The organism is Actinosynnema sp. NPDC023587, assembly GCF_040640215.1.
Lineage (GTDB): Bacteria > Actinomycetota > Actinomycetes > Mycobacteriales > Pseudonocardiaceae > Actinosynnema.
Genome location: NZ_JBFABG010000001.1, coordinates 683667 through 710528, shown reverse-complemented (window position 1 = coordinate 710528; position 26862 = coordinate 683667). Strand labels below are relative to the sequence as shown.

Annotated in this window: 25 protein-coding genes; 18 read left to right on the top strand and 7 right to left on the bottom strand. The window is 71.6% G+C overall.

The features are described 5' to 3' along the window. Window positions 1-59 precede the first annotated feature (59 nt). A complete protein-coding gene (gene pheA / locus AB0G01_RS03570) occupies window positions 60-950 on the top strand; it encodes a prephenate dehydratase (RefSeq protein ID WP_360939250.1) in 891 nt (296 codons plus the stop codon). Window positions 951-961: 11 nt separating this feature from the next. Next, window positions 962-1558 carry a histidine phosphatase family protein gene (locus AB0G01_RS03565; protein ID WP_360939248.1) on the top strand — a complete coding sequence of 199 codons (597 nt, stop codon included), beginning with the start codon at window positions 962-964 and terminating at the stop codon, window positions 1556-1558. 158 nt (window positions 1559-1716) lie between these two features. On the opposite strand, the gene AB0G01_RS03560 is transcribed toward AB0G01_RS03565, so the two are convergent. From AB0G01_RS03560 to AB0G01_RS03545, 4 genes are all read right to left on the bottom strand, one after another. After that, window positions 1717-2556, bottom strand: coding sequence for a hypothetical protein (locus AB0G01_RS03560; RefSeq protein ID WP_360939246.1), 840 nt, complete (start codon window positions 2554-2556; stop codon window positions 1717-1719). A gap of 320 nt (window positions 2557-2876) precedes the next feature. Beyond that, window positions 2877-4070, bottom strand: a complete 1194-nt coding sequence (locus AB0G01_RS03555; RefSeq protein WP_360939242.1) for a helix-turn-helix transcriptional regulator — start codon at window positions 4068-4070, stop codon at window positions 2877-2879. Window positions 4071-4317: 247 nt separating this feature from the next. Next, window positions 4318-4668, bottom strand: a complete 351-nt coding sequence (locus tag AB0G01_RS03550; protein WP_360939240.1) for a metallopeptidase family protein — start codon at window positions 4666-4668, stop codon at window positions 4318-4320. A 4-nt stretch (window positions 4669-4672) separates the two neighbouring features. Continuing rightward, on the bottom strand, window positions 4673-5746 hold the full coding sequence (locus AB0G01_RS03545) for a septum formation family protein (protein ID WP_360939238.1): 1074 nt from the start codon (window positions 5744-5746) through the stop codon (window positions 4673-4675). A 125-nt stretch (window positions 5747-5871) separates the two neighbouring features. On the opposite strand from AB0G01_RS03545, the gene AB0G01_RS03540 reads away from it, so the two are divergent. The 10 genes from AB0G01_RS03540 to AB0G01_RS03495 all read left to right on the top strand — a co-directional run bounded on the left by AB0G01_RS03540 (window position 5872) and on the right by AB0G01_RS03495 (window position 15159). Next, window positions 5872-6663, top strand: a complete 792-nt coding sequence (locus AB0G01_RS03540) for a hypothetical protein (protein ID WP_360939236.1) — start codon at window positions 5872-5874, stop codon at window positions 6661-6663. Continuing rightward, entirely contained in the window at window positions 6664-7827 is a 1164-nt protein-coding gene (locus tag AB0G01_RS03535; protein WP_360939234.1) for a glutathionylspermidine synthase family protein, read from the top strand. 11 nt (window positions 7828-7838) lie between these two features. Beyond that, window positions 7839-8291, top strand: coding sequence for a DUF350 domain-containing protein (locus tag AB0G01_RS03530; protein WP_360939232.1), 453 nt, complete (start codon window positions 7839-7841; stop codon window positions 8289-8291). Between the two features lie 174 nt (window positions 8292-8465). Further along, on the top strand, window positions 8466-9716 hold the full coding sequence (gene serS, locus AB0G01_RS03525) for a serine--tRNA ligase (RefSeq protein ID WP_360939230.1): 1251 nt from the start codon (window positions 8466-8468) through the stop codon (window positions 9714-9716). A gap of 94 nt (window positions 9717-9810) precedes the next feature. Further along, complete coding sequence (locus tag AB0G01_RS03520) at window positions 9811-10509, top strand: UDP-N-acetylglucosamine acyltransferase (RefSeq protein WP_360939228.1); 699 nt, start codon at window positions 9811-9813, stop codon at window positions 10507-10509. 45 nt (window positions 10510-10554) lie between these two features. Continuing rightward, the gene (locus tag AB0G01_RS03515) at window positions 10555-10794 is read left to right on the top strand and encodes an acyl carrier protein (RefSeq protein ID WP_360939226.1); all 240 of its coding nucleotides are present in this window, start codon (window positions 10555-10557) and stop codon (window positions 10792-10794) included. A gap of 3 nt (window positions 10795-10797) precedes the next feature. Next, complete coding sequence (locus AB0G01_RS03510) at window positions 10798-11532, top strand: SDR family oxidoreductase (protein WP_360939224.1); 735 nt, start codon at window positions 10798-10800, stop codon at window positions 11530-11532. Beyond that, window positions 11529-12902, top strand: a complete 1374-nt coding sequence (locus AB0G01_RS03505) for an AMP-binding protein (protein ID WP_360939222.1) — start codon at window positions 11529-11531, stop codon at window positions 12900-12902. Before AB0G01_RS03510 ends, AB0G01_RS03505 begins: the two co-directional genes overlap by 4 nt. Continuing rightward, window positions 12899-13945, top strand: coding sequence for an acyl-protein synthetase (locus AB0G01_RS03500; RefSeq protein ID WP_360939220.1), 1047 nt, complete (start codon window positions 12899-12901; stop codon window positions 13943-13945). Before AB0G01_RS03505 ends, AB0G01_RS03500 begins: the two co-directional genes overlap by 4 nt. After that, window positions 13942-15159 (top strand): acyl-CoA reductase, encoded by a 1218-nt coding sequence (locus AB0G01_RS03495; protein WP_360939218.1) that lies wholly within the window; start codon window positions 13942-13944, stop codon window positions 15157-15159. Before AB0G01_RS03500 ends, AB0G01_RS03495 begins: the two co-directional genes overlap by 4 nt. 67 nt (window positions 15160-15226) lie before the next feature. Here AB0G01_RS03495 and AB0G01_RS03490 read toward each other — a convergent pair whose 3' ends face one another. Genes AB0G01_RS03490 through AB0G01_RS03480 form a run of 3 tightly spaced genes read right to left on the bottom strand, consistent with a single transcriptional unit; the run spans window position 15227 to window position 18411 of the window. Continuing rightward, the gene (locus AB0G01_RS03490; protein ID WP_360939216.1) at window positions 15227-16324 is read right to left on the bottom strand and encodes a UDP-N-acetylglucosamine 2-epimerase; all 1098 of its coding nucleotides are present in this window, start codon (window positions 16322-16324) and stop codon (window positions 15227-15229) included. Window positions 16325-16356: 32 nt separating this feature from the next. Then, window positions 16357-17523, bottom strand: a complete 1167-nt coding sequence (gene lhgO, locus AB0G01_RS03485; RefSeq protein ID WP_360939214.1) for an L-2-hydroxyglutarate oxidase — start codon at window positions 17521-17523, stop codon at window positions 16357-16359. Between the two features lie 21 nt (window positions 17524-17544). Next, window positions 17545-18411 (bottom strand): LLM class flavin-dependent oxidoreductase, encoded by an 867-nt coding sequence (locus AB0G01_RS03480; protein WP_360939212.1) that lies wholly within the window; start codon window positions 18409-18411, stop codon window positions 17545-17547. Window positions 18412-18471: 60 nt separating this feature from the next. Between AB0G01_RS03480 and AB0G01_RS03475 the strand changes: the two genes are divergently transcribed. The 6 genes from AB0G01_RS03475 (at window position 18472) to AB0G01_RS03450 (ending at window position 26850) form a co-directional block, all read left to right on the top strand. Further along, the gene (locus AB0G01_RS03475) at window positions 18472-19284 is read left to right on the top strand and encodes an HAD family hydrolase (RefSeq protein ID WP_360939210.1); all 813 of its coding nucleotides are present in this window, start codon (window positions 18472-18474) and stop codon (window positions 19282-19284) included. Window positions 19285-19477: 193 nt separating this feature from the next. Further along, window positions 19478-20575, top strand: a complete 1098-nt coding sequence (locus AB0G01_RS03470; RefSeq protein ID WP_360939208.1) for a DegT/DnrJ/EryC1/StrS family aminotransferase — start codon at window positions 19478-19480, stop codon at window positions 20573-20575. After that, window positions 20572-21537, top strand: a complete 966-nt coding sequence (locus AB0G01_RS03465; RefSeq protein WP_360939206.1) for a Gfo/Idh/MocA family oxidoreductase — start codon at window positions 20572-20574, stop codon at window positions 21535-21537. Before AB0G01_RS03470 ends, AB0G01_RS03465 begins: the two co-directional genes overlap by 4 nt. Window positions 21538-21583: 46 nt before the next feature. Next, on the top strand, window positions 21584-23500 hold the full coding sequence (locus AB0G01_RS03460; protein ID WP_360939204.1) for a DUF6541 family protein: 1917 nt from the start codon (window positions 21584-21586) through the stop codon (window positions 23498-23500). Between the two features lie 190 nt (window positions 23501-23690). After that, a complete protein-coding gene (locus AB0G01_RS03455) occupies window positions 23691-24593 on the top strand; it encodes a DMT family transporter (RefSeq protein WP_360939202.1) in 903 nt (300 codons plus the stop codon). Between the two features lie 247 nt (window positions 24594-24840). Then, complete coding sequence (locus AB0G01_RS03450; RefSeq protein WP_360939200.1) at window positions 24841-26850, top strand: DUF6541 family protein; 2010 nt, start codon at window positions 24841-24843, stop codon at window positions 26848-26850. The last annotated feature ends 12 nt before the right edge of the window (window positions 26851-26862 follow it).

Sequence of the window (26862 nt, the reverse complement as noted above, 5' to 3'; positions counted from 1 at the left end):
TGGCGGGTGATCCTCGACTCAGCGGTGATCACGTGCCGTGGTGCTCGTATCGTTGCGCCGTGCTCGCCTACTTCGGACCGCAGGGAACCTTCACCGAGCAGGCCGCGCGCGCCTTCTCCGCCGACGACGAACTCGTGCCCTTCGACACCGTGCCCGCCGCTCTCGCCGCCGCCCGGCGCGGCGAGGTGGACGCGGCCTGCGTGCCGGTGGAGAACTCGGTGGAGGGCGCGGTGCCCGCCACCATGGACGCGCTGGCCGAGGGCGACCCCCTCGTCGCGACCGCCGAGACGGTGCTGGACGTGCGCTTCAGCGTGCTCGTGCGGCCCGGCGGCGGCGAGCCCAGGACCATCGCCAGCCACCCGCACGCCCTGGCCCAGGTGCGGCACTGGATCGCCGAGAACCTGCCGACCGCGACCGCCGTCGCGACCACGTCCACCGCCGCCGCCGCGCGGTCCGTGCTGGCGGGCGAGTTCGACGCCGCGGTGAGCGCGCCGGTGGCCGTCCGGCACTACCCGCTGGAGGTGCTGGCGACGGACGTGGCCGACGTGCGCGACGCGAAGACCAGGTTCCTCCTGCTGCGCCGCCCCGGCCGCCTCCCGGAGCCCACCGGCCACGACCGGACGTCGGTCGTGGTGACCGCGACGGACCGGGTGGGCGCGCTGTCGGACCTGCTGGCGGAACTGGCGCTGCGGCGGATCAACCTGACCAGGATCGAGTCCAGGCCCACGAAGGGCAGGCTCGGCGAGTACCGGTTCTACATCGACCTCGACGGGCACGCGGCCGAGCCGGGGGTGGGCGACGCGCTGGCCGCGCTGCGCAGGCACTGCCCGGACACCCGCTTCCTCGGCTCGTACCCGAAGGCCGAGCCGGGCGGGGCACCGGCGGGCACCGGGGACTTCGTGGCGGCGGCCGAGTGGGTCGCGTCGCTGCGGGAGGGGCGGGGGGCGTGAAACTCATCCTGGTGAGGCACGGCGAAACCGCGTCGAACCTGAAGATGGCGCTCGACACGCTCCCGCCGGGCCCGCCGCTCACCGAGGCGGGCGTGGTGCAGGCGAACGCGCTGGCGTCGTCGCTGGCGACCGAGCGGGTGGCGGCGGTCTACGCCAGCACGGCGGTGCGGGCCCAGCAGACCGCCGCGCCCGTGGCCGCCGCCTTCGGCCTGGCGGTGCAGGTGGTGGACGGCGTCCAGGAGATCTTCTGCGGCGACCTGGAGGGCCGCCACGACAAGGAGGCGTTCGAGCTCTTCCTGGCGGCGGTCCACCAGTGGGCGGAGGGCAACCTCGACGCGGCCATCCCCGGCGGCGAGAGTGGCCGCCAGGTCCTCGACCGCTTCCTGACCGCCGTGGACGAGCTGGCGGCGCGGCACGCGGCAGAGGACACGTTCGTCCTGGTCAGCCACGGCGGCGCGGTGCGGATGGCGGCCCTGGCGCTGGCCACCAACGTGCGACCGGCCCTGGCCGAGGCGGGCCTGCTCCCCAACACCGGCCGGGTGATCCTGGAGAACACCGGCAACGGCTGGACCTGCACCTCGTGGACCGGCGTCGACACGATCACCTGAGCGGTGAACTGGGCTGCGGCCGGCCCTTCGAAGAGGTGCGCAACGCGATAGCGGCAACTCCACCTCTGACGGGCAGGCCTGGCAACGTATTTGACGACAGTCAGTTTGTCCCGGCGAAACCTTTCATGGTTGATGGTTGCAGGCCGTCTGCTGTCGAGTCACACCTCGGCGGTCAGCGGGGGCGGCATCAGTGATTCGGCGATTTCCCGGATCGGCCTCCCGAAGACGCCGACCCGCAACACTTCGAGTTCGGGGAGTGGTTCACCCGAGCCCGCTGCGCGGAGAAGTGCGTGAACCTCCTCGACAGCTTCTCCCGACAAGTTTTCCAGCGCTTGTCCGAACCACTGCCGGGCAGAGTCGACGTCACCTGTTGCGTAGGCCAGCCGTCCGGAGAGCACCTGGCATTCCGCCCGTTCCTGTGCCACTGCGGGGTCGTGGGCTTCGTCGTCGTAGATCCGCTGAGCGGAGTGGAACTTCTTGGCCGCGTTGTCCCAGTCGCCTGCCAGAAGCGCCAGCGCGCCCAGTTCGCGCAGAGCCCAGGCGAACCCCACGTCGTTGCCCGAGGTGAAATGCCACTCGGCCAGTTCGACGAGCAGTCCCCGGACCGCAGCGGACATCCCCCGGGCCTGGTAGGTGCCGGCCACGGTGTCCAGCGCGTGGGCATGGTGGCAGAGGGTATCCGCAGTCGGTTTTCGCTGACACCGGGCGCGCCAGACCGAGAGCATTCGTTCAGCGGTACCGGTGGCGGCGAGGAAGGCACCTGCCTTCGCGTAGGCCACGGTGGCGCAGTACATGAGGTTCGAGGTGGAATCCTCCAGTGGGAACCGGTCGGCCAGTTCGACACTGGTGCTCTTCAGTTCGTCCAGATAAGGCGGGTCCGCGCCGTCGGGAAGCGTCAGCCACAGGTGCGTCAATAGTTTTTCCGCGTCCACCACTGCGCCTTCGGTCATCGCGATCCGGGCGGCCGAGAGGATTCTCTCAGGAATTTGGTCGGTCATTTTCTGCCTTCAGGGGTTTGCGCGACAGGCCTGCCGGTGGGCTGTGCCGTGTGGCAGCGGGAAGGATGCACAAAACCTGGACAGCTCTGGTGTCGGTGGGGTTCTGTGCGAAGCGAGAGACGGATTTGCGCAATGGAGCACCACGTTGTGCGCCCACTGCTGGGACTGCCACGTACGGCCGGCGAACGGCTGTTCTGGCGCAGTGCGGGCACCTGCTGCAACGACGAACAGTTCATCTGGCGTCACCTCCCGGAATCGGAATATGACGCTAGAGGGAGCCTTGATCGGCTGTTTAACCGGTTGTGAAACAGGTCGGACGATCACCCGTTCGGGGCGATGCCCATCCTCCAGGCGAGGGCGCGCAGATCCGCCCCACCGGCTTCGCGCTTCGCCCGTCGCAAGAGATCCGACACGGCCTCACGGGCGAACGGGTTGATCCGGACCTGCTGAGGTGTAAGCGCCTCGGCCTGGAGGATCGCCTTCAGTCCGCGCTCGCGGGTCTTCTTGTCCTGGAGCAGTCCTCGTCCCAGGTCCATCCAGAAGGCACCCTGCCTCGAAACCGGCATCACCTGCCACTCGACAGTTCGTGCGATCTCGCCGACCTTCCCTCCGTCGCCGAGTTCGGTTCCGATCGCGACCCGCCATGTGCCGACATTCGCTGAGCTGAAATTGTGAAGGCCCCGACCCCAGTCCGGGTCGATTCCAGGCCGGGTGGCGATCTCCGCCGCAGCGTCCAAGTGGGCGCGGGCGGTGTCGGCATCGGATTGTGAGGCGGCGGCGAGCGCGGCGGTCAGATGTCCCATTCCACGGGTTTCCAGGCGTGCGCCTGGGAATTCGGCCACCGCGATCGACAGGCTGTACTGGCGCGGGCGCGAGACTGCGGACAGGAGGTGCGCGCGTATCCACGCGGCAGCCGCCCGCCATTCGGGCTGACCATCGAGTTCTGCGCTGACCAGCGCTCGTTCGCCGGCCACAAAAGCCAGTGCGTTTCTGCCGAGGCGTGCCGACACGTTTCCGGCGGCCAAGTACGCTTCGATCAAGCCGCTGAGCGCGCTTTGCCGGTGCTCGCCGTGGGCATGGATCAGCAGGTCGCGGATCAAGGGAGGAAGTATCTCGCCTTGACCTGCGTAGTCGGACCGGCGTCGCAGCGCCGTCAACCGGTCCATGTCGGACTCGACCTGCGTCCACGGGCGTGCCGGGCCACTGTCGGGAACTTCGCCGGGAAGCCACTCCGCCAAGGCGGTCTCGATGTCGTCCAAGGCCGAGTGCGCCGCGTTGCCCACCGGATCGTCTGGCCGGTACGGGGCACCGGTCAGGTCCGTGGGGGAAACGCGCAACGCCTGTGCCAGTGCCTCCAGCAGAGACCTCTTGGTCACCGGTCGCAGACCTCGTTCGATCATCGACAGGTAGCCGGGGCTGATCCCCGCCAACCCTGCGGCGACGCTCAGGTTCATCTGCCGCCAGGAGCGGACTTCTCGTACTCGCCTGCCGATTTGGGCGTCGTCGATGTCCATGCACACCGTCCCGGCTGTCGGGTGGACCGGCCCACTGTTCGTGGTGCCTTGATCGCTGGTGCGGGTGCCGCGCCACGGTGGGGTGGTGGTGCCAGGCTACCGGCACGGCTCGGAGCCGCCGCCCGCCGCGCGGAACAACGTCGTGGTGCTCCCCGGAGCCGAACCCGCCGTGGAGACCACTGGACTTCCGGAGCCCCGACCAGGTGGCCCTCGCTTCGGCAGCTCCGAGCGGTGGTCGGTCGGGCGGTCAGCCCCAGCCCAGCTCGTGGAGCTTGGCGTCGTCGATGCCGAAGTGGTGGGCGATCTCGTGGACCACGGTGATCGCCACCTCCTCGACCACGTCGTCCTCCGTCTCGCAGATGTCCAGGATCGCCTCCCGGTAGATCGTCACCCGGTCCGGCAGGACGCCCGCGTAGTCCGAGGTCCGCAGGGTCAACGCGATCCCGTGGTAGAGCCCCAGCAGCCCGGGGTCCTCCGGGTGCCGGTCCTCGACCAGGACGACCACGTTGTTCATCGCCGCCGCGAACTCCGGCGGGATCAGGTCGAGGGCTTCGGCCACCAGCTCCTCGAACCGCTGTCGGGACATCTCCGCCGGCACGGTGTCACCTCGTCGGTTCGGTCGTGGTGGTGCTCGTCGTGGTGGGCTTCGCGGACGTGGACGCGGACGTCGTCGCCGAGGTCGTGCCGGTGCCCGACTTGGACTCCGAGTGCAGCGGCGCGCCGGTCGGCTCGTCCTGCTGCACCGCCGTCGTCTGGGGCGGGTTCGCGGTGGTCAGCGGCGGGGCGTCGGGGTTGCGGACGCTCTTCTCCCACGCCGTCAGGCCCTTGTTGTCCGGTGCCGGGGTCGCGCCGACCTTGCAGTTCACCCGGAACGAACCCGCCGCCCAGCTCTCCTGCGCCCTGGTGTCCCAGGTCACGATGAGGCCCTTGGCCTTGAAGTCCACGCCGCCGCTGTAGTCGGCCGCGAGCCGGGGGCACTCGCCGGACAGGAACTCGTCCTGCTTGTCCAGCGCCGGGAAGTCGCCCGCCGGCAGCGCCACCACGCCGACGATCTCGAACGTGTGCGGGTCGGCGCAGTCCACCGGGTCGCCCACGCCGAGCGCCTCGGTGATCCCCAGGCACACGCCCGGGTCGTAGACCGCCGACTGGTCCTGGGTCTTCGCCGACCCGTACGCGGGCAGCAGGCCGCCCGCCGGGCCCGCGACCTGGAGCCCGCAGTGCAGCGTCCGCTGCCCGGACTGCCACAGGCGCTCGCCGGGGTTCAGCGGGCCGACCGAGTACTTCCCGGCCGGGTCGAACCTGCCGCCCAGGTACGCCAGCGACGTCTTCGCGCAGCGCTCCTCGCTGATCGCCTGCCACTGCTCGTCGGTCGGGAACGGGGCCTGCGGGCCGTGCGTGCCGCCGATGTCCTCGACCCCGGTGACCTCGAACATGTGCTGGGCCGAGCAGTCGACCTTCGCCACGTCCGACAGGTTGCTCCGGGTCCAGTTCAGGCAGTCACCCGGCTGGGAGGTGTAGACAGGGTTGACGACCTCCGTCGTACTCGCGACCACCGCGCCGGTACCGACCGGCCACGAAGTGAACGTGCTGAGCCCGAGCAGCGCGAACGCGCCGACGAACGCGCCGAGCATGACCAACTGGTCACCTCGACGAAACCAACGAGCGCTCCTGGACATCTACTCCATGATGCCTGGACCGACGCCGAATCCCATCGGGCGGGTGGAGTGTGTTGCTTTTAAGACACTCGTCACCCATTTGGCGGCCGATCTCTGTACCGTCCCCGCCGGGAGTGGAGTGGCTGATGACTGAGAACGACCGTAACGACCGCGACAACCGCGACGACCGGACCGGCCCCAGCGCCGCGCCCGGTGGTTCCGCCGCGCCCGGGACGCCCCCGCAGGGCCTGCCGAAGCCGGAGAAGCCCACGTCAGGTGGGTCGACCGGTGGTGCTTCGACGCCCGGCGCGGGCGGCGGCACGCCACCGCCGTACGTGCCGCCGACGTCGCCGCCGGCGGCCGGGCAGTCCGGCCCCCGTTCGGGCGCGGTACCCGCGTCGGGCGGGCAGGCCGGCCAGAAGCGCGGGCAGGTCCGGAAGCAGGAGGCGGGCGTCACACAGCCCCGGCCGCCGACGCTGGCCGAGCAGCGGGCCCGCGCCGAGGCGATCCACCGCCGCCAGGAGGCCGAGCGCGCCGAGGAGCTGGAGCTCGCCCGCAAGAAGAAGCTGCGCAAGCGGCTGCTGATCGGCGGCGGTGTCGCCGTGGGCGTGGCGGGCGTGGTGGCGATCTGGTACGCCGCCTCCAGCCCCGACGACGTCGAAGCCCAGTGCACGCAGGACGGCGTCGTGGTCGACGACCAGTACTGCGACGACAACTACGCGCGGTCGCACGGCGGTTACACCAGCGGCGGGTTCATCTACATCGGCGGCAGCTCCTACCGCTACCACTACGGCGGCCCCAGCGTCCCCGCCGGCCAGAAGGTCAGCGGCGGCACCTACACCGTGCCCAAGGGCGCGAACGTGAAGACCAAGTCCGGCACCACGATCCAGCGCGGCGGCTTCGGCGTCTCCGGCGGCAGCAAGAGCGGGGGGAGCTGAGTGCGCCGGGAGACGTCCGCGCCCCGTCCGAACTGGCAGCGCACGGTGTCCGAGCAGGGGCTGGTGTTCGGCGCGCCCGCGCGCGCGGCGGACGGCAGCCCCCGCCCGTACTGGGACGAGTCGGCCCACTACGTCTTCGACATGAGCGACGTCCTGTCGCTCGAAGCCGACGTCGAGCTGCTGCACAGCATGTGCCTGGAAGCCGTCGACAACGTGGTGCTCACCGAGCGCTTCCGGGACTTCGGCATCCAGGAGTGGTTGTGGCCGGCGATCGCCGAGTCGTGGAAGCGCCGCGACCCGCACGTCTACGGCCGGTTCGACCTGCGCTACGACGGGCGCGGCCCGGCGAAGATGCTGGAGTACAACGCGGACACCCCGACGTCGCTGCTGGAGGCCTCGGTCGTCCAGTGGAACTGGAAGACCGACGTCTTCCCCGACGACGACCAGTGGAACTCGATCCACGAGAAGCTGGTGGAGCGGTGGACCGAGCTGCGCGACCTGCTGCCCTCCAACGAGCTGCACTTCACCTGGTCCGGGGCCGACCCGTCGGGTGAGGACCACGTCACCGTCGCCTACCTCCAGGAGACGGCCGCCGAGGCGGGCATGAACACCGTGGGCCTGGCGATCGAGGAGATCGGCTGGGACTCGGCGCTGAACCGGTTCGTCGACCTCGAAGAGGCCCCGATGGGCACGGTCGTGAAGCTCTACCCCTGGGAGTGGGTGGCCGACGAGCAGTTCGGCCGCTTCGCGGTGCAGAGCCTGCCGGGCACGCTGTGGGTCGAGCCGCTGTGGAAGATGCTGCTCTCCAACAAGGCGCTGCTCGCGGTGATGTGGGAGATGTACCCCGGTCACCCGAACCTGCTGCCCGCGTTCCTGGACGAGCCGGGCCTGCTGACCGAGTACGTCCGCAAGCCCCGGCTGGGCCGGGAGGGCGCGAACATCCAGATCGTGGCACCGGGTTACGAAACGCAGACCGGTGGCGTGTACGGCAAGGAAGGCTTCGTCTACCAGCTGTTCGACCCGCTCCCCGAGTTCGACGGCTACCGCCCCGCCCTGGGTGCCTGGGTGGTCGGCGACACGGCGGCCGGGCTCGGCATCCGCGAGACGGTCGGCCTGGTGACCGACGATGGCGCGGCGTTCGTCCCGCATCGGATTGTCGAATGAATGGAGTGGCAGTGATCAGCGAACTCGCGTTGGACCCGGGCTTCGGCTCCGCGATCGGCCGGGGCGTCGGCGCGATCGCCCTGTACGCCGTCGCCGGCCTCGTGCTGATGGTCGTGGGCTTCTACGCCATCGACTTCACCACGCCCGGCAAGCTCTCCGCCCTGGTGCGATCGGGCGCGCCGAACGCGGTGATCGTGACGGCGGCCGGCCTGGTGAGCATGGCGCTGATCATCGTGGTCGCGATCTACAGCTCGGCGGGCAAGCTCGACGAGGGCCTGCTCTCGGCCCTGATCTTCGGCTTCGTCGGCATCATCGTGCAGGTCCTGGCGGTGCGGCTGCTGGAGTGGGTGACCCGGCTGGACATCGGCCGGCTGATCGAGTCGGACAAGTTCGCGCCCGCCAGCGTCGTCGTGGCCAGCGCGCACGTCGCCCTCGGTCTCGTGGTCGCCGTCGCGATCAGCTAGTCCTCGGCACGGCATCGCGGAGGCCCCGCCCGGACGTCCGGGCGGGGCCTCCGCAGTGCGGGTCGCACAGGTGTGTGCAGTGCGGGTCGCACAAGTGTGTGGAGTGCGGGTCGCGCAGGTGCGTGCGGGCGGGGCCGTACAGGTGTGTGCGCAAGTCGTCTACCCTTTGCCCTCGTGATTGACCTGAAGGCCTTGCGCGAGAACCCGGAAGCCGTCCGCGCGTCGCAGCGCGCGCGTGGCGAGGACGAAGCCGTGGTCGACGCGCTGCTGTCCGCCGACGAGAAGCGGCGTGCGGCCATCGCCCGCGCGGACGGGCTGCGCGGCGAGCAGAAGGCGTTCGGCAAGCAGGTCGGCCGGGCCCGGGGCGAGGAGCGCGAGGCGCTGCTGGCCCGGGGCAAGGAGCTGGCCGCCGAGGTCAAGGCCGCCGAGGCCGAGCAGTCGCTGGCCGAGGGCGAGCTGGACGAGCTGCACCGGGCCGTGCCGAACGTTGTGCACCCGGACGCGCCGCACGGCGGCGAGGACGACTTCGTGGTGCTCAAGCACGTGGGCGAGCCGCGCGAGTTCGACTTCGAGCCGCTGGACCACCTCGACCTGGGCACCCGGCTGGGCGGCATCGACATGGAGCGCGGCGCGAAGGTCGCCGGCTCGCGGTTCTACTTCCTGACCGGGGTGCTGGCGCAGTTGGAGCTGGCGCTGCTGAACATGGCGGTGGCGCAGGCCACCCGCGCCGGGTTCACCCTGATGATCACGCCGACCCTGGTCCGCCCGGAGATCATGGCGGGCACCGGGTTCCTCGGCGCGCACGCGAGCGAGGTCTACCGGCTGCGCGACGACGACCTGTACCTGGTCGGCACGTCGGAGGTGCCGCTGGCGGGCTACCACTCCGACGAGATCCTGGACGGCGAGCGCCGCTACGCGGGCTGGTCGTCGTGCTACCGGCGCGAGGCCGGCTCGTACGGCAAGGACACCCGGGGCATCATCCGGGTCCACCAGTTCAACAAGGTGGAGATGTTCTCCTACGTGCGGCCCGAGGACGCCGAGGCCGAGCACGTGCGGCTGCTGGCCTGGGAAGAGGAGATGCTGGCCAAGGTCGAGGTGCCCTACCGGGTGATCGACACGGCCGCCGGCGACCTGGGCACGAGCGCCGCGCGCAAGTTCGACTGCGAGGCGTGGATTCCGACCCAGCGGGCCTACCGCGAGCTCACCTCCACCTCGAACTGCACCACGTTCCAGGCGCGCCGGCTCAACACCCGCTACCGGGACGAGAACGGCAAGCCGCAGATCGCCGCCACCCTCAACGGCACGCTGGCCACCACCCGGTGGATCGTCGCGATCCTGGAGAACCACCAGCGGGCCGACGGCTCCGTCGCGGTGCCGGCGGCGCTGCGGCCGTTCCTGGGCCTGGACGTGCTCCAGGTCGGGTGAGCGCTCCTCCGGTACAGTGGGGCACCGACCTGCGCCCGGCGTAACCGCTGGTGACGTGGGTGACGCACATCATCCACGGGGCAGGGACGAGCAGGTGGCGAACCGCATTCACCAGACCGCGATCATCGGCGCGGAGGTCGAGCTCGGCGACGACAACGTGATCGGCCCGTACACCGTCGTGGCCGGTCCGGCGCGGATCGGCGACGGCAACTTCATCGGCCCGCACGTGAGCATCGGCGGCCCGGCGGAGTACCTGGGCGCGGACCACCTGGCCGGCTGGGACGGCGAGGTCGGCGGTCCGGGCGTGGTGATCGGCGACCGCAACCGCATCCGCGAGTTCGTCACGGTCAACCAGGGCGTGACCGAGGCCACCGCGGTCGGCGACGACTGCTACCTGATGGGCCGCGCGCACCTCGCGCACGACGTCCGGCTGGACGACGGCGTGATCGTGACCAGCGCGGTGCAGATCGCCGGCCACTGTCACGTCTGGTCGGGCGCGAACATCGGGCTGGGCACGGTGGTGCACCAGCGGACCACGATCGGTCCGGGCGCGATGGTCGGCATGGGCTCGGCGGTCCGCAAGGAGGTCGGCGCGTTCACCGTCACGGTGGGCAACCCGGCCCGCACGACCGGCGTCAACGCGGTCGGGCTCCGGCGGCGCGGCTGCTCCGAGGAATCGATCGCGGGTCTGACGGGTTTCCTCACGGGGAAGGACCCCGTCGTGCCGGCGGACCTGCCCGAGGAGCTGGCCGCCCTGCTCAAGGCGTGGGCGGCGCGCGGTCCCCAGCACTGACCGGGGCTCCGGCCCAGCGGATCCACCAGAGAGATTGAGAGCAGCATGTCGATTGACGACCGCCTCCGCACCGTCTTCGTGGACGCGCTCCAGCTTGGCGACGACGTGGACGTGGCGAACCTCAAGTACCGCGACATCGACGAGTGGGACTCGGTCGGCCACATGGCGCTGGTCGCGGCCATCGAGGACGAGTTCGACGTGCAGTTCGAGACCGAGCAGGTCATCGACCTGAGCAGCTTCAAGGTCGCGGGCGACATGCTGCGGGGCCTCGGCGTCGGTGAGTAGCCGGTGAGCAGCTTCGACGGCAGGGTCGCGGTGGTCACCGGCGGCACCCGCGGCATCGGGTTCGCGACGGCCGCCGCGCTGGCCGGGGCGGGCGCGACGGTGGTGATCACCGGGCGCGACGCCGGGGTGGCCGCGTCGCGGGCCGCCGAACTCGGCGGGCGGGTGTCCGGCGTGGCGCTGGACGTGACCGACTCGGCGGCGGTCCGGGACGTGTTCAAGGCGGTGGCCAAGGAGCACGGCCGGATCGACGTGCTGGTGGCGAGCGCGGGCGTGCTCGAAGGCGGGCTGATCGGGATGCTCACCGACGACCACATCGGCACCACGCTGGCCACGAACGTGGCCGGCACGATCACCTGCGTGCAGGCGGCGGCGCGGGCCATGATGCGCAAGCGGTCCGGGTCGATCGTGCTGCTCGGGTCCGTCGTCGGCGAGCGCGGCAACGCGGGCCAGACGGTGTACGCGGCGTCCAAGGCGGCCCTCTCGGCGACCGCGAAGTCGGCGGCCAAGGAACTCGGCCGGTACGGCATCCGGGTGAACGCGGTCGCGCCGGGCGTGATCCGCACGGACCTGGTCGCCGAGCAGTCCGCCGACGTGCTGGCGAAGGTCGAGGCGGACACCGCGCTCGGCCGGCTCGGCACCGCCGAGGAGGTCGCGGCGGTCATCCGGTTCCTCGCGGGCGACGACGCGTCGTTCGTCACCGGCCAGGTGCTGGGCATCGACGGAGGTCTGGTGCTGTGACGCTGGTGCACCCCGGGGCGCGGTTGCGCGACGCCGCGTCGGGCGAGCTCGTGGCGGGCGACGAGCTGGCGGCGCGCGTCGCCGAAGTGGCGTCGTCGTACGCGGCGCTGCCGCCCGGCGTCCTGTTCCTGCGGGTCGGCCTGGACCTGCCGTCCGTGCTGGCCTACCTGGGCGCGTTCGAGGCCGGGCGCGCGGTGGCGCTGCTCGACCCGGCGCAGGACCGGGAGGTGCTCGACGACCTGGTGGCCCGGTTCCGGCCGGCCGCCGTGGTCGGCCCGGCGGGCGAGCCCGCACCGGGGTACGGCGCGGACTGGGTGCGCGCGGACGCCGCCGGTGTCGCATCGCACCCGGACCTGGCGGTGCTGCTGCCGACCAGCGGGTCGACCGGCAACCCCAAGTTCGTGCGGCTGTCGCGGTCGGCGCTGCTGGCCAACGCGTCCGCCATCGCCGACGTGCTGGGTATCGGGCCGGACGAGGTCGCGCCCACGACGTTGCCGCTGCACTACAGCTACGGGATGTCGGTGCTCAACAGCCACCTCCTGCGCGGCGCGACCGTGCTGCTGGAGGGCTCGGGCGTGGTCGCGCGGCCGTTCTGGGACGCGGTGGCCGAGTACGGGGCCACCTCGCTGGCCGGCGTGCCCTACCACTACGAGATGTTGCGCCGGCTGCGGTTCGACCCGGCGAAGTACCCGACGCTGCGCACGCTGACCCAGGCGGGCGGGCGGCTGCGGACCGAGCTGGTGACCGAGTTCGACGACCGGATGACGGCGGTCGGTGGCCGGATGTTCGTGATGTACGGGCAGACCGAGGCCGGACCCCGGATGGCGACCGTCCCGGCCGAGCGGCTGGCGGACAAGCTCGGGTCGGCCGGTCGGGCGCTGCCCGGCGGGTCGTTCGCGGTGCGCCTGGACGACGGTGCCGAGGTGGTCACGCCGGAGGCCGTCGGCGAGATCGTCTACCGGGGTCCGAACGTGATGATGGGCTACGCCGAGTCGGAGGCCGAACTGGCGCTGCCCGACCAGGTGGGCGGCGTGCTGGCCACCGGCGACCTGGGGTACCTGGACGCCGAGGGGTACCTGTACGTCACCGGCCGGCTCAAGCGGATCGGCAAGGTGTTCGGCAACCGGGTCAACCTCGACGACCTGGAGCGGCTGGTCAAGGAGTTCGGCGTGGCCGCCGCGGTGCCCGCCGGCGACAAGGTCGTGGTGTGGCTGGACGGCGTGGCCGCGGACCGGTGCAAGGCGGCGGCGAAGGCGCTGGCCGAGGCGCTGCACCTGCACGTGACGGGTTTCGACGTGCGCCCGGTCGACGGGTTCCCGCTGCTGGCCAGCGGGAAGGTCGACTACCGGGCGCTGGAGGCACAGGTATGAGCGTGTTCGCCCGACCTCAGGCCGAGCGGGAGGCCGCGTTGCTCGCGGAGCTCACCGAGCTCACCGCGCACCACCGCGAGCACTGCCCACCCTACGACCGGATCTTGTCCTCGCTGGGCACGCCGACGACGTTCGAGGCGTTGGCGGACCTGCCGTGGCTGCCGGTGCGGATGTTCAAGACGCACGACCTGAAGAGCATCCCGGACGACGAGGTGTTCAAGGTGCTCACCTCCTCCGGCACGACCGGTGCGGGCGCGTCGCGGATCTACCTCGACAAGGACGCCGCCGCCGTCCAGCCGCGCCAGCTCGGCGCGACGCTGACCGAAGTGCTGGGCGGCAAGCGGTTGCCGATGCTGATGGTGGACACCGTCGGCATCATCAAGAACCGGCGCTCGTTCTCGGCGCGCGGCGCGGGAGTGCTGGGCATGGCGAACTTCGGCCGCAACCACGTCTACGCGCTGGACGAGGACGACCGGCCGGACGTCGTTGCGGTCAAGGAGTTCCTGGCCAAGTACGGCTCCGAGCCCTTCCTGATCTTCGGCTTCACCTTCATGGTGTGGCAGTACCTCTACGAGGTCGCGCGGGAGCACTCGCTGGACCTGTCGAACGGCATCCTGATCCACTCCGGCGGCTGGAAGAAGCTGATCGACATCGCGGTGGACAACGCCGAGTTCCGCCGGCGGTTCGCCGAGGACACCGGGTTGACCCGGATTCACAACTACTACGGGATGATCGAGCAGATCGGGACCGTGTTCCTGGAGGGACCGTCCGGGAACTCGTTGTACTGCCCCGAGTTCGCCGACGTGATCATCCGCGACCCGGACACCTGGGAGGAGCGGCCGGTCGGCGTGCCCGGTGTCATCGAGGTGGTGTCGACGCTCCCGCGCTCCTACCCCGGTCACGTGCTGCTCACCGAGGACCTCGGTGTGGTGCACGGGATCGACGACGGCGACTGGCCCGGGAAGCGGTTCTCGGTGCTGGGCCGGCTGCCGCGCGCCGAGGCCCGAGGGTGCTCGGACACGTTCTCCGGAGCGGTGGCGTGAAGCGGCGCTTCCCGGCCGGGCCGGACGTCGAGGTCGCCGAACTGCTGGCGGAGCTGGCCGAGCCGGTCGGCGAGCCGCTGCGGGTCGGCGACGAGCGGATCGTGGACTTCCTGGTGGCGTTCGCGCGCAGGCTGCTCGCGCCGGCCGTCGCGCGGCGGTACCCGGAGCTGGCGTCGCTCGGGTTCTTCCTGCGGCGCGGCGAGATCGCCAAGGTGCTGGCGTCGCCGGAGCGCGCCGGGGTGCTGAGGTTCCCGCGCGGCACGGTGTTCCACGTGCCGCCGGCGAACGTGGACACGATCTTCGTGTACTCGTGGGCGCTGTCGGCGCTGGCGGGCAACCGGAACGTGGTGCGGATCTCGCCGCGCTCGGCCGGTGCGGCGTCGGCGGTCGTGGACGCGTTGAACGAGGCGCTGGCCACGGCCGACCCCGTGGTGGCGCGCACCCAGGTGATGGTGACCTACGACCGGGACGACTCGGTGACGGCCGCCCTGTCGGCCGCCTGCGACCTGCGGGTCATCTGGGGCGGGGACCGGGCGGTGACCGAGGTCCGCAAGCACCCGCTGCCCCCGCACGCGCGGGACGTCACCTTCCCCGACCGGGCGTCGTTCGCGGTGCTGTCGGTGGACGGGTGGGCCACGGCCTCCGCCGAGCGGCGGCGGGACGCGGTGGTCGGGTTCTACAACGACTCGTACTGGTTCGACCAGGCCGCGTGCGCGTCGCCCCGGGCGTTGTTCTGGGTGGGCGACGTCGAGCGCGCCGAGCGGGGCCGCGGTGAGTTCCTGGCCCTGCTGGGCGAGGTCCTGGCCGACAAGGGGCACGTGGTCGAGCCCGCCATGGCGGTGCAGAAGCGGGTGTCGGCCTACGGCGTGGCGGCGGACGGCCACGCGACCTCGATCACCTTCGCGGGCAACGCCGTGACCACGCTGGAGCTGACCGGTGCGGCGGACGTGCCGAGGGAGTGGCTGGGCGCGGGGACGTTCCCGATGGCCACGCTGGCGTCGCTGGCCGAGTTCGCGCCGCTGGTGCGGCGCAAGGACCAGACGCTGTCGGTGTTCGGCTTCGCCCAGGAGGAGCTGGAGGACCTGGCGCGTTCGCTGGCCGGGCGCGGGATCGACCGGATCGTCCCGTTCGGCTCGGCGTTGACGTTCTCGCCGCTGTGGGACGGCTACGACCTGCTGTCGGAGTTCACCAGGCTGGTCACCGTCGCCACCTGACGCGCCGGCCGGCCGCCCGGGGTGACCATCCCGGGTGGCCGGCGCGGGCCACCCGGGAGCACGCGGGTCAGCAGTAGCCGAGCTGCGCCAGGGTGTCCACGACGATCTTGCTCGGGTGGAAGTCGTCCATCCGGTTCGGCAGGCGGTAGGACTCGTAGTCGTCCAGGAACGACCGGAGCTTGTCGCCGTTCATGCCGGTCAGCAGGAGGGTCGTGCCGGGGCCGTGGCGGTCCTCGGTGCGCTCGCGGTGGATCGCGCACGGCACGCCCAGGTAGTTGCACTCCGCCTGGAGGCCGCCGGAGTCCGTCACCACGAACTTCGCCCGCGCCATCACCGGCAGGAACGCCAGGTAGCGGAGCTTGGGCTTGAGGATGAAGCGCTCGTCGTCGAACAGGTCGCCCAGGCCGTACTGCTTGATCCGGTCCTGCTCGGGCGGGCCCGCCAGGTACAGGATCGGCATCCGCTCGCTGGCCTCGCGCAGCAGCTCCAGCGCTTCCCGGTACTTGTCCGCGCGCGACACCAGCTCGAAGCGGTGCAGCGTGGCCAGACCGAACTCCGGCGGCAGCGGGAACGTGGGCTCGGCGTCGAGGGCCAGGCGCATCGCGTCGATGGCCGTGTTCGCACCGGTGTTGACGACCGCGCCACGCGCGTTGCGGAGGTTGCGGACCTCCTTCGCCGTGGGGGCGAAGTGCAGGTCGACGATCTTGGCGGCGAGCTTGCGGTTCAGCTCCTCGGGGAGCGGGGACAGCAGGCTGCCGGAGCGGGCACCGGCCTCCACGTGGGCGACCCGGGACTTGAGGATGCGCTTGCCGATCAGCGCGCCGTACGGCGTGGTGAACGTGTCGCCGTGCACGATGACCAGCGGCGGGTGGCCGTCGTCGGTCAGGATCGACCGCAGCTCGGCGCGCCGGGTCCACGCGTTGCGGAGCACGGTCGCGGCCCAGCCGGGGACCTGCGCGGGCCGCTCGATGTGCACCGCCTGCTCCTTCGGCACCAGCCACACGGCCGGTTCCGGCAACCGGAGGTCGGCCAGCGTCTCGGCGACGTGGTCGACGTGCTGCGCGGTGAACCAGATCTGCGGTTTCACGCCCCGGTCCGCGATCGCGTGGAACACCGGGGCGATCTTGATCAGTTCCGCGGTGGTGCCGAGGATGAAGGAGATCACGCCCCGCAGAATACCGGGGCGAGGCCGGCGTCCTAATCCCGCGTCAGGTCCGCGACGTGCTTCGCGATCTCCAGTGATCCGGTGGCCGCCGGGGACGGGGCGTTGAGCACGTGCACCTGGCCGGGCGCGCTCTGCACCAGGAAGTCGTCCACCAGCGAGCCGTCCGGGCGCATGGCCTGCGCGCGCACGCCCGCCGACGCGGGGACCAGGTCGTCCTCCCGGACGGCGGGCACGAGCCGGGCCAGGCTCTCCGCGAACCGCTTGCGGGAGAACGACCTCAGCACCTCCTCCAGACCGGTCCGGGCGTACTTGCGGGCCAGCTTCCAGGTGCCGGGGAACCGGGCGACCTCGGCCACGTCCCGCGCGCTGAAGTCGCGCCACCGGTAGCCCTCGCGGCGCAGCGCCAGCACGGCGTTGGGCCCGCAGTGCACGCTGCCGTCCAGCATCCGGGTCAGGTGCACGCCCAGGAACGGCAGGGTGGGGTCGGGCACCGGGTAGATCAGGCCGCGCACGAGCTCGGGCCGGCGCAGCTCGAAGTACTCGCCGCGGAACGGGACGATCCGGGCCTCGGGCGTGAGGCCGGCGAGCCGGGCCACCCGGTCGCTGTGCAGGCCGGCGCAGTTCACCAGCACGTCCGCCCGCACGACGCCCTGCGGCGTGGCCACCTCGACCTTGCCGCCGCGCGAGCGGATCGCCAGCGCGGGCGCGTGCAGCCGCAGGTCGTGGTCGGCCAGCCGGGCGACGAGGGCCCGGCACACGGCGGGGAAGTCGATGATGCCGGTGCTCTCCACGCGCAGCGCCCGGACGCACGCGACCTCGGGTTCGTGCTCCCGGGCCTCCTCGGCGGAGATGAGCTTCGCGGGCACGCCGTTGGCCTCGGCGCGCTCGGCCAGCGCGTGCAGCCCCGGCAGCTCCGCCTCCGACGTGGCCACGACGAGCTTGCCGCACACCTCGACGGGCACGTCGTGCGCGCGGGCGAACCCGATCATGGACCGGTTGCCGGCGACGGACATCGCCGCCTTGAGCGACCCCGGCTTGTAGTACAGCCCGGCGTGCACCACGTTGCTGTTGTGGCCGGTCTGGTGGGCACCCCAGTGCCCCTCCTTCTCCAGCACCGTCACCCGATCACCGCGCGAGGCGAGTTCGTTCGCCACCGCCAAGCCGACGATCCCGCCGCCGATAACCACGATGTGCCGCACGGGGCGTGAATCTACGCGGCGTCAGCCCAGGGCGGGCAGCACGTCGGCGGCGATCTCCTCCAGCACCGATTCCCGGCCCGCGTACACGCCGTCGTGCCGGGGCCAGTGCGCGACGACGTCGGTGAAGCCGAGCTCCGCGGCCCGGCCGACCGCGTCCCGGAACGTCTCCACGCTGGTCAGCGAGTACACCGGGGCCGAATCGAGGTTCAGGTACCGGTCGACGTATCGGCCGGTCTCCCGCTCGATGCCGGTGAACCGCTCGGCGAGGCCGGCGACACCGCGCCACCACTCGTCGAGGTCGTCGGCCTGAGGGCCGGTGGTGACCCACCCCTGGCCGAAGGTCGCGGCGACCCGCATCGCCTTCGGGCCGTTCGCGGCGACCAGGAACGGCATCCGGGGCCGCTGCACGCCGCCGGGCGCGCTGCGGGCGTCCACGGCGCTGAAGTGCTCGCCGCGCCACGTCGTCCGGTCCTTGCGCAGCAGCTCGTCCAGCAGCTCCACGAACTCGGCGAACCGGGCGGTGCGCACGGCCGGGGTGCGCGCCGGTTCGCCCAGCACCTCGGTGTCGTAGCCGTCGCCGCCCGCGCCGACGCCGAGCGTGAACCGGCCGTCGGACACGTCGTCCAGGGCGAGCAGCTCACGGGCGAACGGCACCGGGTGGCGGAAGTTCGGACTTGCCACGAACGTGCCGAGGCGGATGCGCTCCGTCACCATCGCGGCGGCGGTCAGGGTCGGCACCGCGCCGAACCACGGACCGTCCACCAGGGAGCGCCAGCCCAGGTGGTCGTACGTCCACGCGTGGTGGAAGCCGTACTCCTCGGCGGCCCGCCACCGGGGTTCGGCGAACCACCAGCGGTGCTCGGGAAGGATGACGATGCCGGTGCGCACGGACGTACGGTAACCAGGTGCCGGTCCCGGGCCGAAGTCGGACCAGGCATCATCGGTGGTGTGGAAAGACCTGGACTGGTGGCCTCGGACGTCGACGGAACCCTGCTCAGCCCGCTGCACCGGGTGACCGACCGCACGGCGGCGGCGGTGGGCCGGGTGGTGGCGGCCGGCGTGCCGTTCGTGCTGGCCACCGGCCGCCCGCCGCGCTGGGTGCCGGACATCGCCCAGGCGGCGGGCCTCGACGGGTACGCGGTGTGCGCGAACGGGGCGGTGCTCTACCACCTCGGCCAGGACCGGGTGATCTGGCAGCGCACGCTCGACCCGGTGCTGCTGGGCGACATCATGAGCGCGCTGGACGGCGTGCTGCCCGGCGTGGCGTTCGCGGTGGAGCGCACCGGCGCGTCCGCGTTCGACGAGACCGTGCCGCAGTTCATCGCCGAGGACGGCTACGCCCACCCGTGGCCCGAGGGCCCCGAGCCGAACGGCGACCGGACCGGGATGCTCACCCGGCCGGTGGTCAAGCTGCTGGTCCGGCACCGGGAGATGACCAGCGGGGAGATGGCGCTGGCGATCGGGGAGCTGCTCGGCGACCAGGTCGACGCGACCTTCTCCACGACCATGGGCCTGGTCGAGCTGGCCGCGCCCGGCGTGACGAAGGCCACGGGCCTCGCCGACGTCGCGGAGCGGCTGGGCGTCGACCGGGCGGACGTGGTCGCGTTCGGCGACATGCCGAACGACGTCGAGATGCTCACCTGGGCCGGTCACGGCGTGGCGATGGCCAACGGCCACGAGGACGCGCTGGCCGCCGCCGACGAGGTCACCGGGCCCAACGCCGAGGACGGGGTGGCGATGGTGCTTGAGCGCTGGTTCTGACCCCGCCACGCCACCGGGCCGTGCCGCGCCGGGCACGGCGGTCGTGCCGCGCCGCTCGCGGCGGTCGCGGCGAGCAGGCCAACCCAGGCCGGATGCCGCGCGTCCGTAGAGGTAGCGTGGTGCCCCGCGTAGCAGGCCGAAGGCACCGTGCCGATCGTGTTGCCAGGTAATCCCGAAGGCGGAGAGCTGCTGAATGATCCCCATCACTGTCGTTGACGTGGCGGCGGCCGAGGAGTTGGTGCTCCAGGTCCTGCGGTCCGGAGCCATCGCGCAGGGCCCCATGGTCAAGCGGTTCGAGGATGAGTTCGGCAAGGTCGCCGGCGTGCCGCACGCGGTGGCCGTGAACAACGGCACCACGGCGCTGGTCGCGTCCCTCCAGGTGCTCGGCCTCAAGCCCGGCGACGAGGTCGTGACCTCGCCGTTCACCTTCGTGGCGACGCTGAACGCGATCCTCGAAGCGGGCGCGACGGCCCGGTTCGCGGACATCTCCGAGGACGACTTCAACGTCGACCCGGAGGCGGTGGCGCGGGCGGTCACGCCCGCCACCAAGGTCCTCATGCCGGTGCACCTGTACGGCCAGATGGCCGACATGGGCCGGCTGGTGCCGCTGGCCGCGCGGCACGGCCTGGCGATCGTCGAGGACGCCGCGCAGGCGGTCGGCGCGACCTTCGAGGGCAAGCCCGCCGGCAGCTACGGCCTGGGCTGCTTCTCGCTGTACGCGACCAAGAACATCACCACCGCCGAGGGCGGCGTGATCACCACCGCCGACGACACCCTGGCGGACCGGCTGCGCGTGCTGCGCAACCAGGGCATGCGGCAGCGCTACCAGTACGAGGTGGCGGGCCACAACTACCGGATGACCGACGTGCACGCCGCGATCGGCATCCCGCAGTTGGAGCAGTTGGCCACCATCACCGAGGCGCGGCAGCGCAACGCCGAGGCGCTGAGCAAGGGCCTCGCCGACATCACCGGCCTCAAGACCCCGCGCACGCTGCCCGGCCGCACCCACGTGTGGCACCAGTACACCGTGCTGATCACCGACGACGCCCCCGTAAGCCGCGACGAGGTCGCCGCCAAGCTCACCGAGAAGGGCATCGGCAACGGCATCTACTACCCGAAGACGGTCTTCGACTACGACTGCTACCGGGACAACCCGAACGTCGTGATCTCCGACGTGCCGGTGGCCGAGAAGGTCGCCCGCCAGGCCCTGTCGCTGCCGGTGCACCCGAAGCTGACCGACGCCGAGCTGGACGCGGTCGTGGGCGCGGTGCGCGAGGTGCTGGGCGCATGACCCCGAAGATCGCCCTCGTCGGCGTGGGCTCCATGGGGTCCCTGCACGCCCGCGTCACCAGTCAGAGCGAGCGCTGCGAGCTGACCCGCATCGTCGACCCGCGCGAGGAGGTCGGCACGAAGGTCGCCGAGACCTACGGCGCGGCCTGGTCACCGGAGATCGGCGACCTGTCCGACGTGGACGCGGTCATCCTCGCGTCGGCCACCGAGACCCACTACGGGCTGGCGCTGGAGGTCCTGGGCCAGGGCAAGCCGCTGCTCGTGGAGAAGCCGGTGTGCGCCGACCTCGCGCAGACCGAGGAGGTGCTGGCGCTCGCCGCGCGGCACGGCCTGCCGATCATGTGCGGCCTGCTGGAGCGCTACAACCCGGCCGTGATGACGGCGCTGGACCTGGTCACCGAGCCGGTGTACGTGTCCGCCGTGCGGCACTCGCCGTACGCGGCGCGCATCCGCACCGGCGTCGCGTGGGACCTGCTCGTGCACGACGTCGACCTGGCGATCCGCTGCATGGGCGGCGCGGAGCCGAACACCTTCTCGGCGGGCGTCGGCCAGTTCCACCCGGACTCCGTGCCCGGCGCGGAGGACGTCGTGAACACGCTGATGGGCTTCCCGTCCGGGGCCATCGCCTCGGTGTCGGCCAGCCGGATCGGGCAGCGCAAGATCCGCACGCTGTCCATCACCGAACTCGACCGGCTGATCGAGGTCGACCTCCTGACCCGCAACATCACGATCTACCACCACGTGTCCCAGGACGCCGCCACGCCGGACGGCCGGGGCTACCGCCAGCAGGCGATCATCGAGATCCCCGAGCTGGTCACCGCGCGGGAGCCGCTGGCCACCCAGCTCGACCGCTTCCTCGACCTGATCGCCGGGAAGGTGGACGCGGACGCCGAGCGGGCGTCGATCCTGCCCTCCCACCGGGCTGTGGCCGCCGTGCGGGCGCAGTCGGCCGCCGCACGATGACGAGCCGTCCCACCGCGGACGCCCGGAAAGCACAGGGGAACAACAGATGATCGCCCTGGTCGTCCTGGCCTACTGGGTGCCGGGACTCGCCCTGGGACTCGCGCTGAGGCTCCGGGGCTGGACCCTGGCCGCCATCGCCCCCGCGCTGACGTTCGGCATGGTCTCGCTCGCCGTGGTGGTGTTCCCGAGGGTCGGTCTGACCTGGAACACCGCCACGTCCCTCGGGTGGGCGGCGCTGCTGGTCGCGCTGGCCGCCGTCGCCGCGTGGCTGGTGAACCGGCGCGCGCCGGTCGAGCCGCCCGCCGAACCGGCCGAGCCGCGGACCCGGCGGGACCACGTGGTGGTCGGCGTCGGCGTCGCGCTGGGCCTGGCGTGGGGCGTGGTCACGTACCTGCGCGGGGTGAAGTCCGTGCAGGCGGTGAGCCAGGACTGGGACGCGCCGTACCACGGCAGCGCCGTCCGGTGGATCGCCGAGCACGGCAACCTCTCGCCCGCCGACCTGGCGACGCTGGCGAACACGCCCGGCAAGGCCGGGTACTTCTACCCGAACACGTACCACTCGCTGCTCGCGCCGGTGTTCGACACCGGGGCGGTCGACATGGCGGTGCTGCTCAACTTCGCCGCGATGATGGTGCTGCTGGCGTGGCCGCTGGGCATCGCCGCGTTCGGCCTGGCGTGGCGGCTCCCGCCGGTCGGGGTGGCCATGGCGGCGGCCGTGTCGTCGTGGTTCGGCACGTTCCCGTACGACCTGCTGTGGCGCGGTCCGCTGTGGCCGTTCGTGGCCGCGGTGGCGCTGGTGCCGGCCGTGCTGGCGCTGCTCAAGCCGCTGGCCGACGGGCGGCGGGGGATCGGCGCGCCGGTCGCCGTCGCGGTGGCCCTGGCCGGTCTGGTCGGCCTGCACACCAGCCTGGCGTTCGTCGTCGCCATCTACGTCCTGATGCTGGTCGTGGCGCTGCTGCTGCGGCTGGAGAAGATCGACTGGAAGCGGGCGTGGCGGCCGGTCGTGCTGACCGGCGTGCTCAGCGTGCTGTTCGCGGTGCCGGTCGTGCTGCCCGCGCTGGCGAACGTCGGCGGCATCACCGGGGCCGAGTGGCCGGTGCTGGGCACGGCGTTCGGCGCGTTCGAGCAGGCCGCGCTGTTCTCCTCCAGCGACCCGCCGCCGTTCTACTGGACCGGCGTGCCCGCGCTGCTGGGCGTGCTGGTGCTGCTGTGGCGTCGCCGGGTCGTGTGGGCGGTGGGCGCGTACGCGGTGTTCGCGGCGATGTTCATCTCCGCCGTGTCGCACAAGCTGGGGTTCCTGTCCGTGCTGACCGGGCCGTTCTACAACGACGCGTGGCGCATCGCCGCGCTGTTCCCGCTGGTGGGCGCGATCGCGATCGGCGAGTTCACGCACGCCGTCGGCAGCGGGGTCACCGCGCTGGTCCGCAAGCGCGCGGACCGGCCGTGGACCGCGACGGCGGTGCCGGTGGGTGTTGCGGCCGTCGTGGTCGCCGTCCTGGCCGTGGGCAGCGGCGGCAACCTGACCACGAACACCACCCGCCTGGGCTGGCACTACAACGGCGAAGTGGTGAGCGAGGACGAGGTGGCGGCTTACCAGTGGCTGGGCGAGCACGCCAAGCCCGGCGAGGTCGTGGCGAACGACGTCCGCGACGGCGCGGTGTGGATGTACCCGCTGGCGGGCGTGACGCCGATGAACTGGAACTACTACGGCCCGCCCGAGAACAGCGACGTCTGGTGGCTGGAGGACAACTTCAACCGCCTGGACACCGATCCCCGGGTGCGCGAGCTGGTGAACCGGATCAACATCCGGTACGCCATCGTGGGCGAGGGAATGGTGCAGCGAAAGGGCGAACGGCCGCCGGGAATGCGTGACCTGGATGCCGTGCAGCACCTGCGTAAGGTGTACGAGAACAGTGCCGCAGTGGTCTACGAGGTGCTGCCGGAGGGCTCGACCCGGCCGTAAGGCGTACCCGAGTAGCCGGTTCTAGCGCTTCTGCCAAGGACAGGTCAGAGCCACCGTTGCCGACAGGCACGGTGGCTCTTTCCATGAAACTGCCGCCTGCGGTGATAGCAGAACAGCATTGCTTGAGGCAGCCCCGTAGCATCGGCTCCGTGCCGACTGGGAGTGAAGACCGCACCGGAAGCGCCAGGTGATGAACCGCAGGAACTGGCTGCTGCTCGGAACATTGTCCTTCCTGTGGGGCGCGGCCTACTTGGTCATCGCGGTCGCACTGCGTGGCTTTCCGCCGGTGGTCGTGGTGTTCGGCAGGGTTTTCCTTGCTGCACTGTTCCTGGCACCACTGGCCATCCGGCGCGATGCCTTGAGGCCACTGCTGAAACGCCCGTGGTGGGTGCTGGTGACCGTCCTTGTGCAGTCCACCGCACCTTTGCTGCTTCTCACCTATGGGCAGCAATGGCTGTCCGCTGGTCTCACGGGGGTGCTCATCGGGGCGCAGCCGCTGTTCGTCGCGGTACTCGCTGCCTGGTTCGCACCTGACGAGAGACCGGAGGGGGTCAGGGGAATCCTTGGACTGGTCCTGGGCTTCGCCGGTATCGCGCTGCTGTTCGGGGTGGACATCGGCGGCAGTTCGCACCTGCTGCTCGGTGGCATCTTGGTCACCGTGGCTGCTTTGTGTTACGCCGTGGGTTCGATCCTGATCCACCGCAAACTGAGTTTTGCCCAGCCGCTTGGCGTCGCTACTTCGGCCATGCTGGTGAGCAGCGCGGCAACCGCCATTCCGGCCGTACTGCTGCTGCCCGATCAGATGCCACCGTTCGCCAGCGTGTCAGCCCTGGTGGCGCTCGGCGTGGTGTTCACGGCCCTGACGCTCACCGTCTTCTACGGCCTGATCGCACGAGCTGGACCGAGCAAGGCGACCTTGGCGTTCTACCTGTCGCCTGGGGTGACAGTGGTGCTCGGTTGGCTGCTGCTGGGCGAGCAGGTGAACTGGTCGACGGTGGTGGGACTGGCGGCGATTGTTGCGGGTTCAGTGCCGGCGGCCGGCAGGGCGGAGGTCGGTGACGGATCTCAGATCATCGGTGGAGCAGGAAAGTGACAGTTGTCCGTTTCGTTCACGTGACGCTTCTCGCGCTCCAGTAGATCATCGAGTCGTACCCGCTGCTACCGCGAAGATCATCCGGAATGCATGGACCGCAGGCTTCTCCTTGCATAGGGTACCAATACGATTTTTGCATTGTGGCCCCTTGTCGGGACGGCGAGCGGGCGACAGCATTCGGTCCTTCCGATGACGTCGATGTCGACGGGGACTTGATGACGCACCTCCTGCCGGGCCCGGTGGCCCGGTGATCATTCGCGATCTGGCCGCCCTGGTGTTCGCGTTCCTCGCGGTCGCGCTGCCCGGAACCGCCTTGCTGCTCGCCCTCGGCGTCCGCCGACCGGTGTGGCTCCTGGGGCTCTCGCCCGCCGTGTCGGTCGGTGTGGCCACGCTCGTGGCCGTCGCCTGCGCGGTGGTCGGCCTGCCCTACGGGCCGTGGCCGCTGGCGGTGGTCACGCTGGTGGCCCTCGTGGTCGGCGGGTGGCGGTTGCGCCGCGACCCGCCCGCCGCGCCCCGGTGGTGGCGGGTGACGCGGGCGAGGGTGGTCTGGGCCGCCGGGCTGGTGCTGGTGCTCGGCGCGGTGGGGCTGTCCGCGCTGACGTGGTTGCGCGGCCTGGGAGCGCTGTCCACGGTGGGCCAGGAGCACGACATGATCACCCACCACATCGTGACCGCCTACATCGCGCGGACCGGTCACGGGGCACCGTGGCAGTTGATGCCCACCGACGTGCTGACCGATTCGGGCATCGCGTTCTACCCCGCCGGGCTGCACCTGCTGATGGCACCGGTCACGACGGTCCTCGGCAACACGGTCGTCGCGGTGAACGCGGTGACGGTCGTCGTCCTCGGCGTCGGCTGGGCGACCTCGATCGCCACCCTCGCCTACGTGGCCGCGACCCGGGCGCGGCTCGCCCCGCCCACCGCCGTGCTCGCCGCCGGTGTCGCCGCCGTGGTCGCGGTCGGCCTCTACCGGCCGGTGTTCTCGCTGATCCACGAGGGCGGCATCCTGCCCAACGCGACCACGCTGGTGCTGACCCCCGGCGTGCTGGCCGCGCTGCTGACGCTGCGGCGCAGTTGGAGCGCGGCGGTCGGGGCCGGCATCGGCGCGATGGGCGCGCTGGCGATCCACCCGAGCGCGCTCGCGTCGGTCGCGGTCAGCCTGGTCGGCTGGTGCCTCGGCGACCTGCTGACCCGGGGCGGTGCGCGGCGGATCGGCGTGGCGCTGCCCCGGCTCCTGGTGGCCGGCGGGGTGGCCGTGGTGGCCGGTGTCCCGGTGCTGGCGCAGGTGTTCGGCGTCGCCGGCGGCTCGTCCGGCGCGGGCGCGGACGTCGGGCCCGCACCGCTGAGCGCCGCCGTGGGCAACGCGATCACGATGATCTACACCGGGTACGTCCCGGGCAACGCCGGCCGCTCCCAGGTGGCGGCGGCGGTCGTCACGCTGTTCGGCGTGGTCGTCCTGCTGCTCGCCCGGCGCGGGTTCGGCCCGCTCACCGCGTGGCTGACCTGGCTCGCGGTCGAGGTGGCCTACGCGACCAGCCCGGCGGCCGGCCCGGACGCGGTGGTCACCGGCTTCTTCTACCACGCCCACCTGCGCATCTGGTCGCACCTGTCGCTGTTCGCGCCGGTCCTCGCCGGGCTCGGCGTCGTGCTCGCCGCGTCCGCGCTCGCGCTGCGGGCGGGGCGCGCCGCGCCGGCCGTGCGGTCCCGGACCCGGTGGACGGCGGCGGCGCTGGCCTTCGCGGCCGGGCTGGTCTACCTGGCGTGGCCGGGCGTGGACTACTCGCGGGTGGAGTCGCGCTACCTGGCCACCCGGTACGCCCACCCGGACTTCACCCGGGTCGACGGCGACGACCGCAAGGCCATCCGGTGGCTCGCGGACCGGGTGCGGCCGGGCGAGCGGGTGCTGAACTCGGCCAACGACGGGTCCACGTTCCTCTACGTCGAGCGCGGCGTGCCGATCGTCAACACCAGCTCGCTGGGCAACGCGAAGACACCGCAGACCTACCGCCTGCTCCGGGACTTCAACCGCTACCCGGACGACCCCGAGGTCCGGCGGATGCTGACCGAGTCCAACATCCGGTGGGTCTACGTCGACAGCCGCGCGCCGACGATCGGCGCGGGCTCGTCGCCGGAGAACTGGGTCGGCGGCTTCGTGTTCTCCACGGCCGCCGGGCTCCGGGACCTGGACGGCCTGCCGGGGCTGGAGCTCGGCTTCCGCTCCGGCTCGGTGTCGGTCTACCGGTTGCCCCGGCTGTGACGGCGGCCCCGG

What these genes read in the sequence shown, in the direction of transcription:
- AB0G01_RS03560 (WP_360939246.1), bottom strand. Translation starts at nt 2,556, where the DNA reads ATGACCGACCAAATTCCTGAGAGAATCCTCTCGGCCGCCCGGATCGCG.
- AB0G01_RS03555 (WP_360939242.1), bottom strand. Translation starts at nt 4,070, where the DNA reads ATGGACATCGACGACGCCCAAATCGGCAGGCGAGTACGAGAAGTCCGC.
- AB0G01_RS03545 (WP_360939238.1), bottom strand. Translation starts at nt 5,746, where the DNA reads ATGTCCAGGAGCGCTCGTTGGTTTCGTCGAGGTGACCAGTTGGTCATG.
- AB0G01_RS03540 (WP_360939236.1), top strand. Translation starts at nt 5,872, where the DNA reads ATGACTGAGAACGACCGTAACGACCGCGACAACCGCGACGACCGGACC.
- AB0G01_RS03515 (WP_360939226.1), top strand. Translation starts at nt 10,555, where the DNA reads ATGTCGATTGACGACCGCCTCCGCACCGTCTTCGTGGACGCGCTCCAG.
- AB0G01_RS03500 (WP_360939220.1), top strand. Translation starts at nt 12,899, where the DNA reads ATGAGCGTGTTCGCCCGACCTCAGGCCGAGCGGGAGGCCGCGTTGCTC.
- AB0G01_RS03470 (WP_360939208.1), top strand. Translation starts at nt 19,478, where the DNA reads ATGATCCCCATCACTGTCGTTGACGTGGCGGCGGCCGAGGAGTTGGTG.
- AB0G01_RS03465 (WP_360939206.1), top strand. Translation starts at nt 20,572, where the DNA reads ATGACCCCGAAGATCGCCCTCGTCGGCGTGGGCTCCATGGGGTCCCTG.
- AB0G01_RS03460 (WP_360939204.1), top strand. Translation starts at nt 21,584, where the DNA reads ATGATCGCCCTGGTCGTCCTGGCCTACTGGGTGCCGGGACTCGCCCTG.
- AB0G01_RS03455 (WP_360939202.1), top strand. Translation starts at nt 23,691, where the DNA reads ATGAACCGCAGGAACTGGCTGCTGCTCGGAACATTGTCCTTCCTGTGG.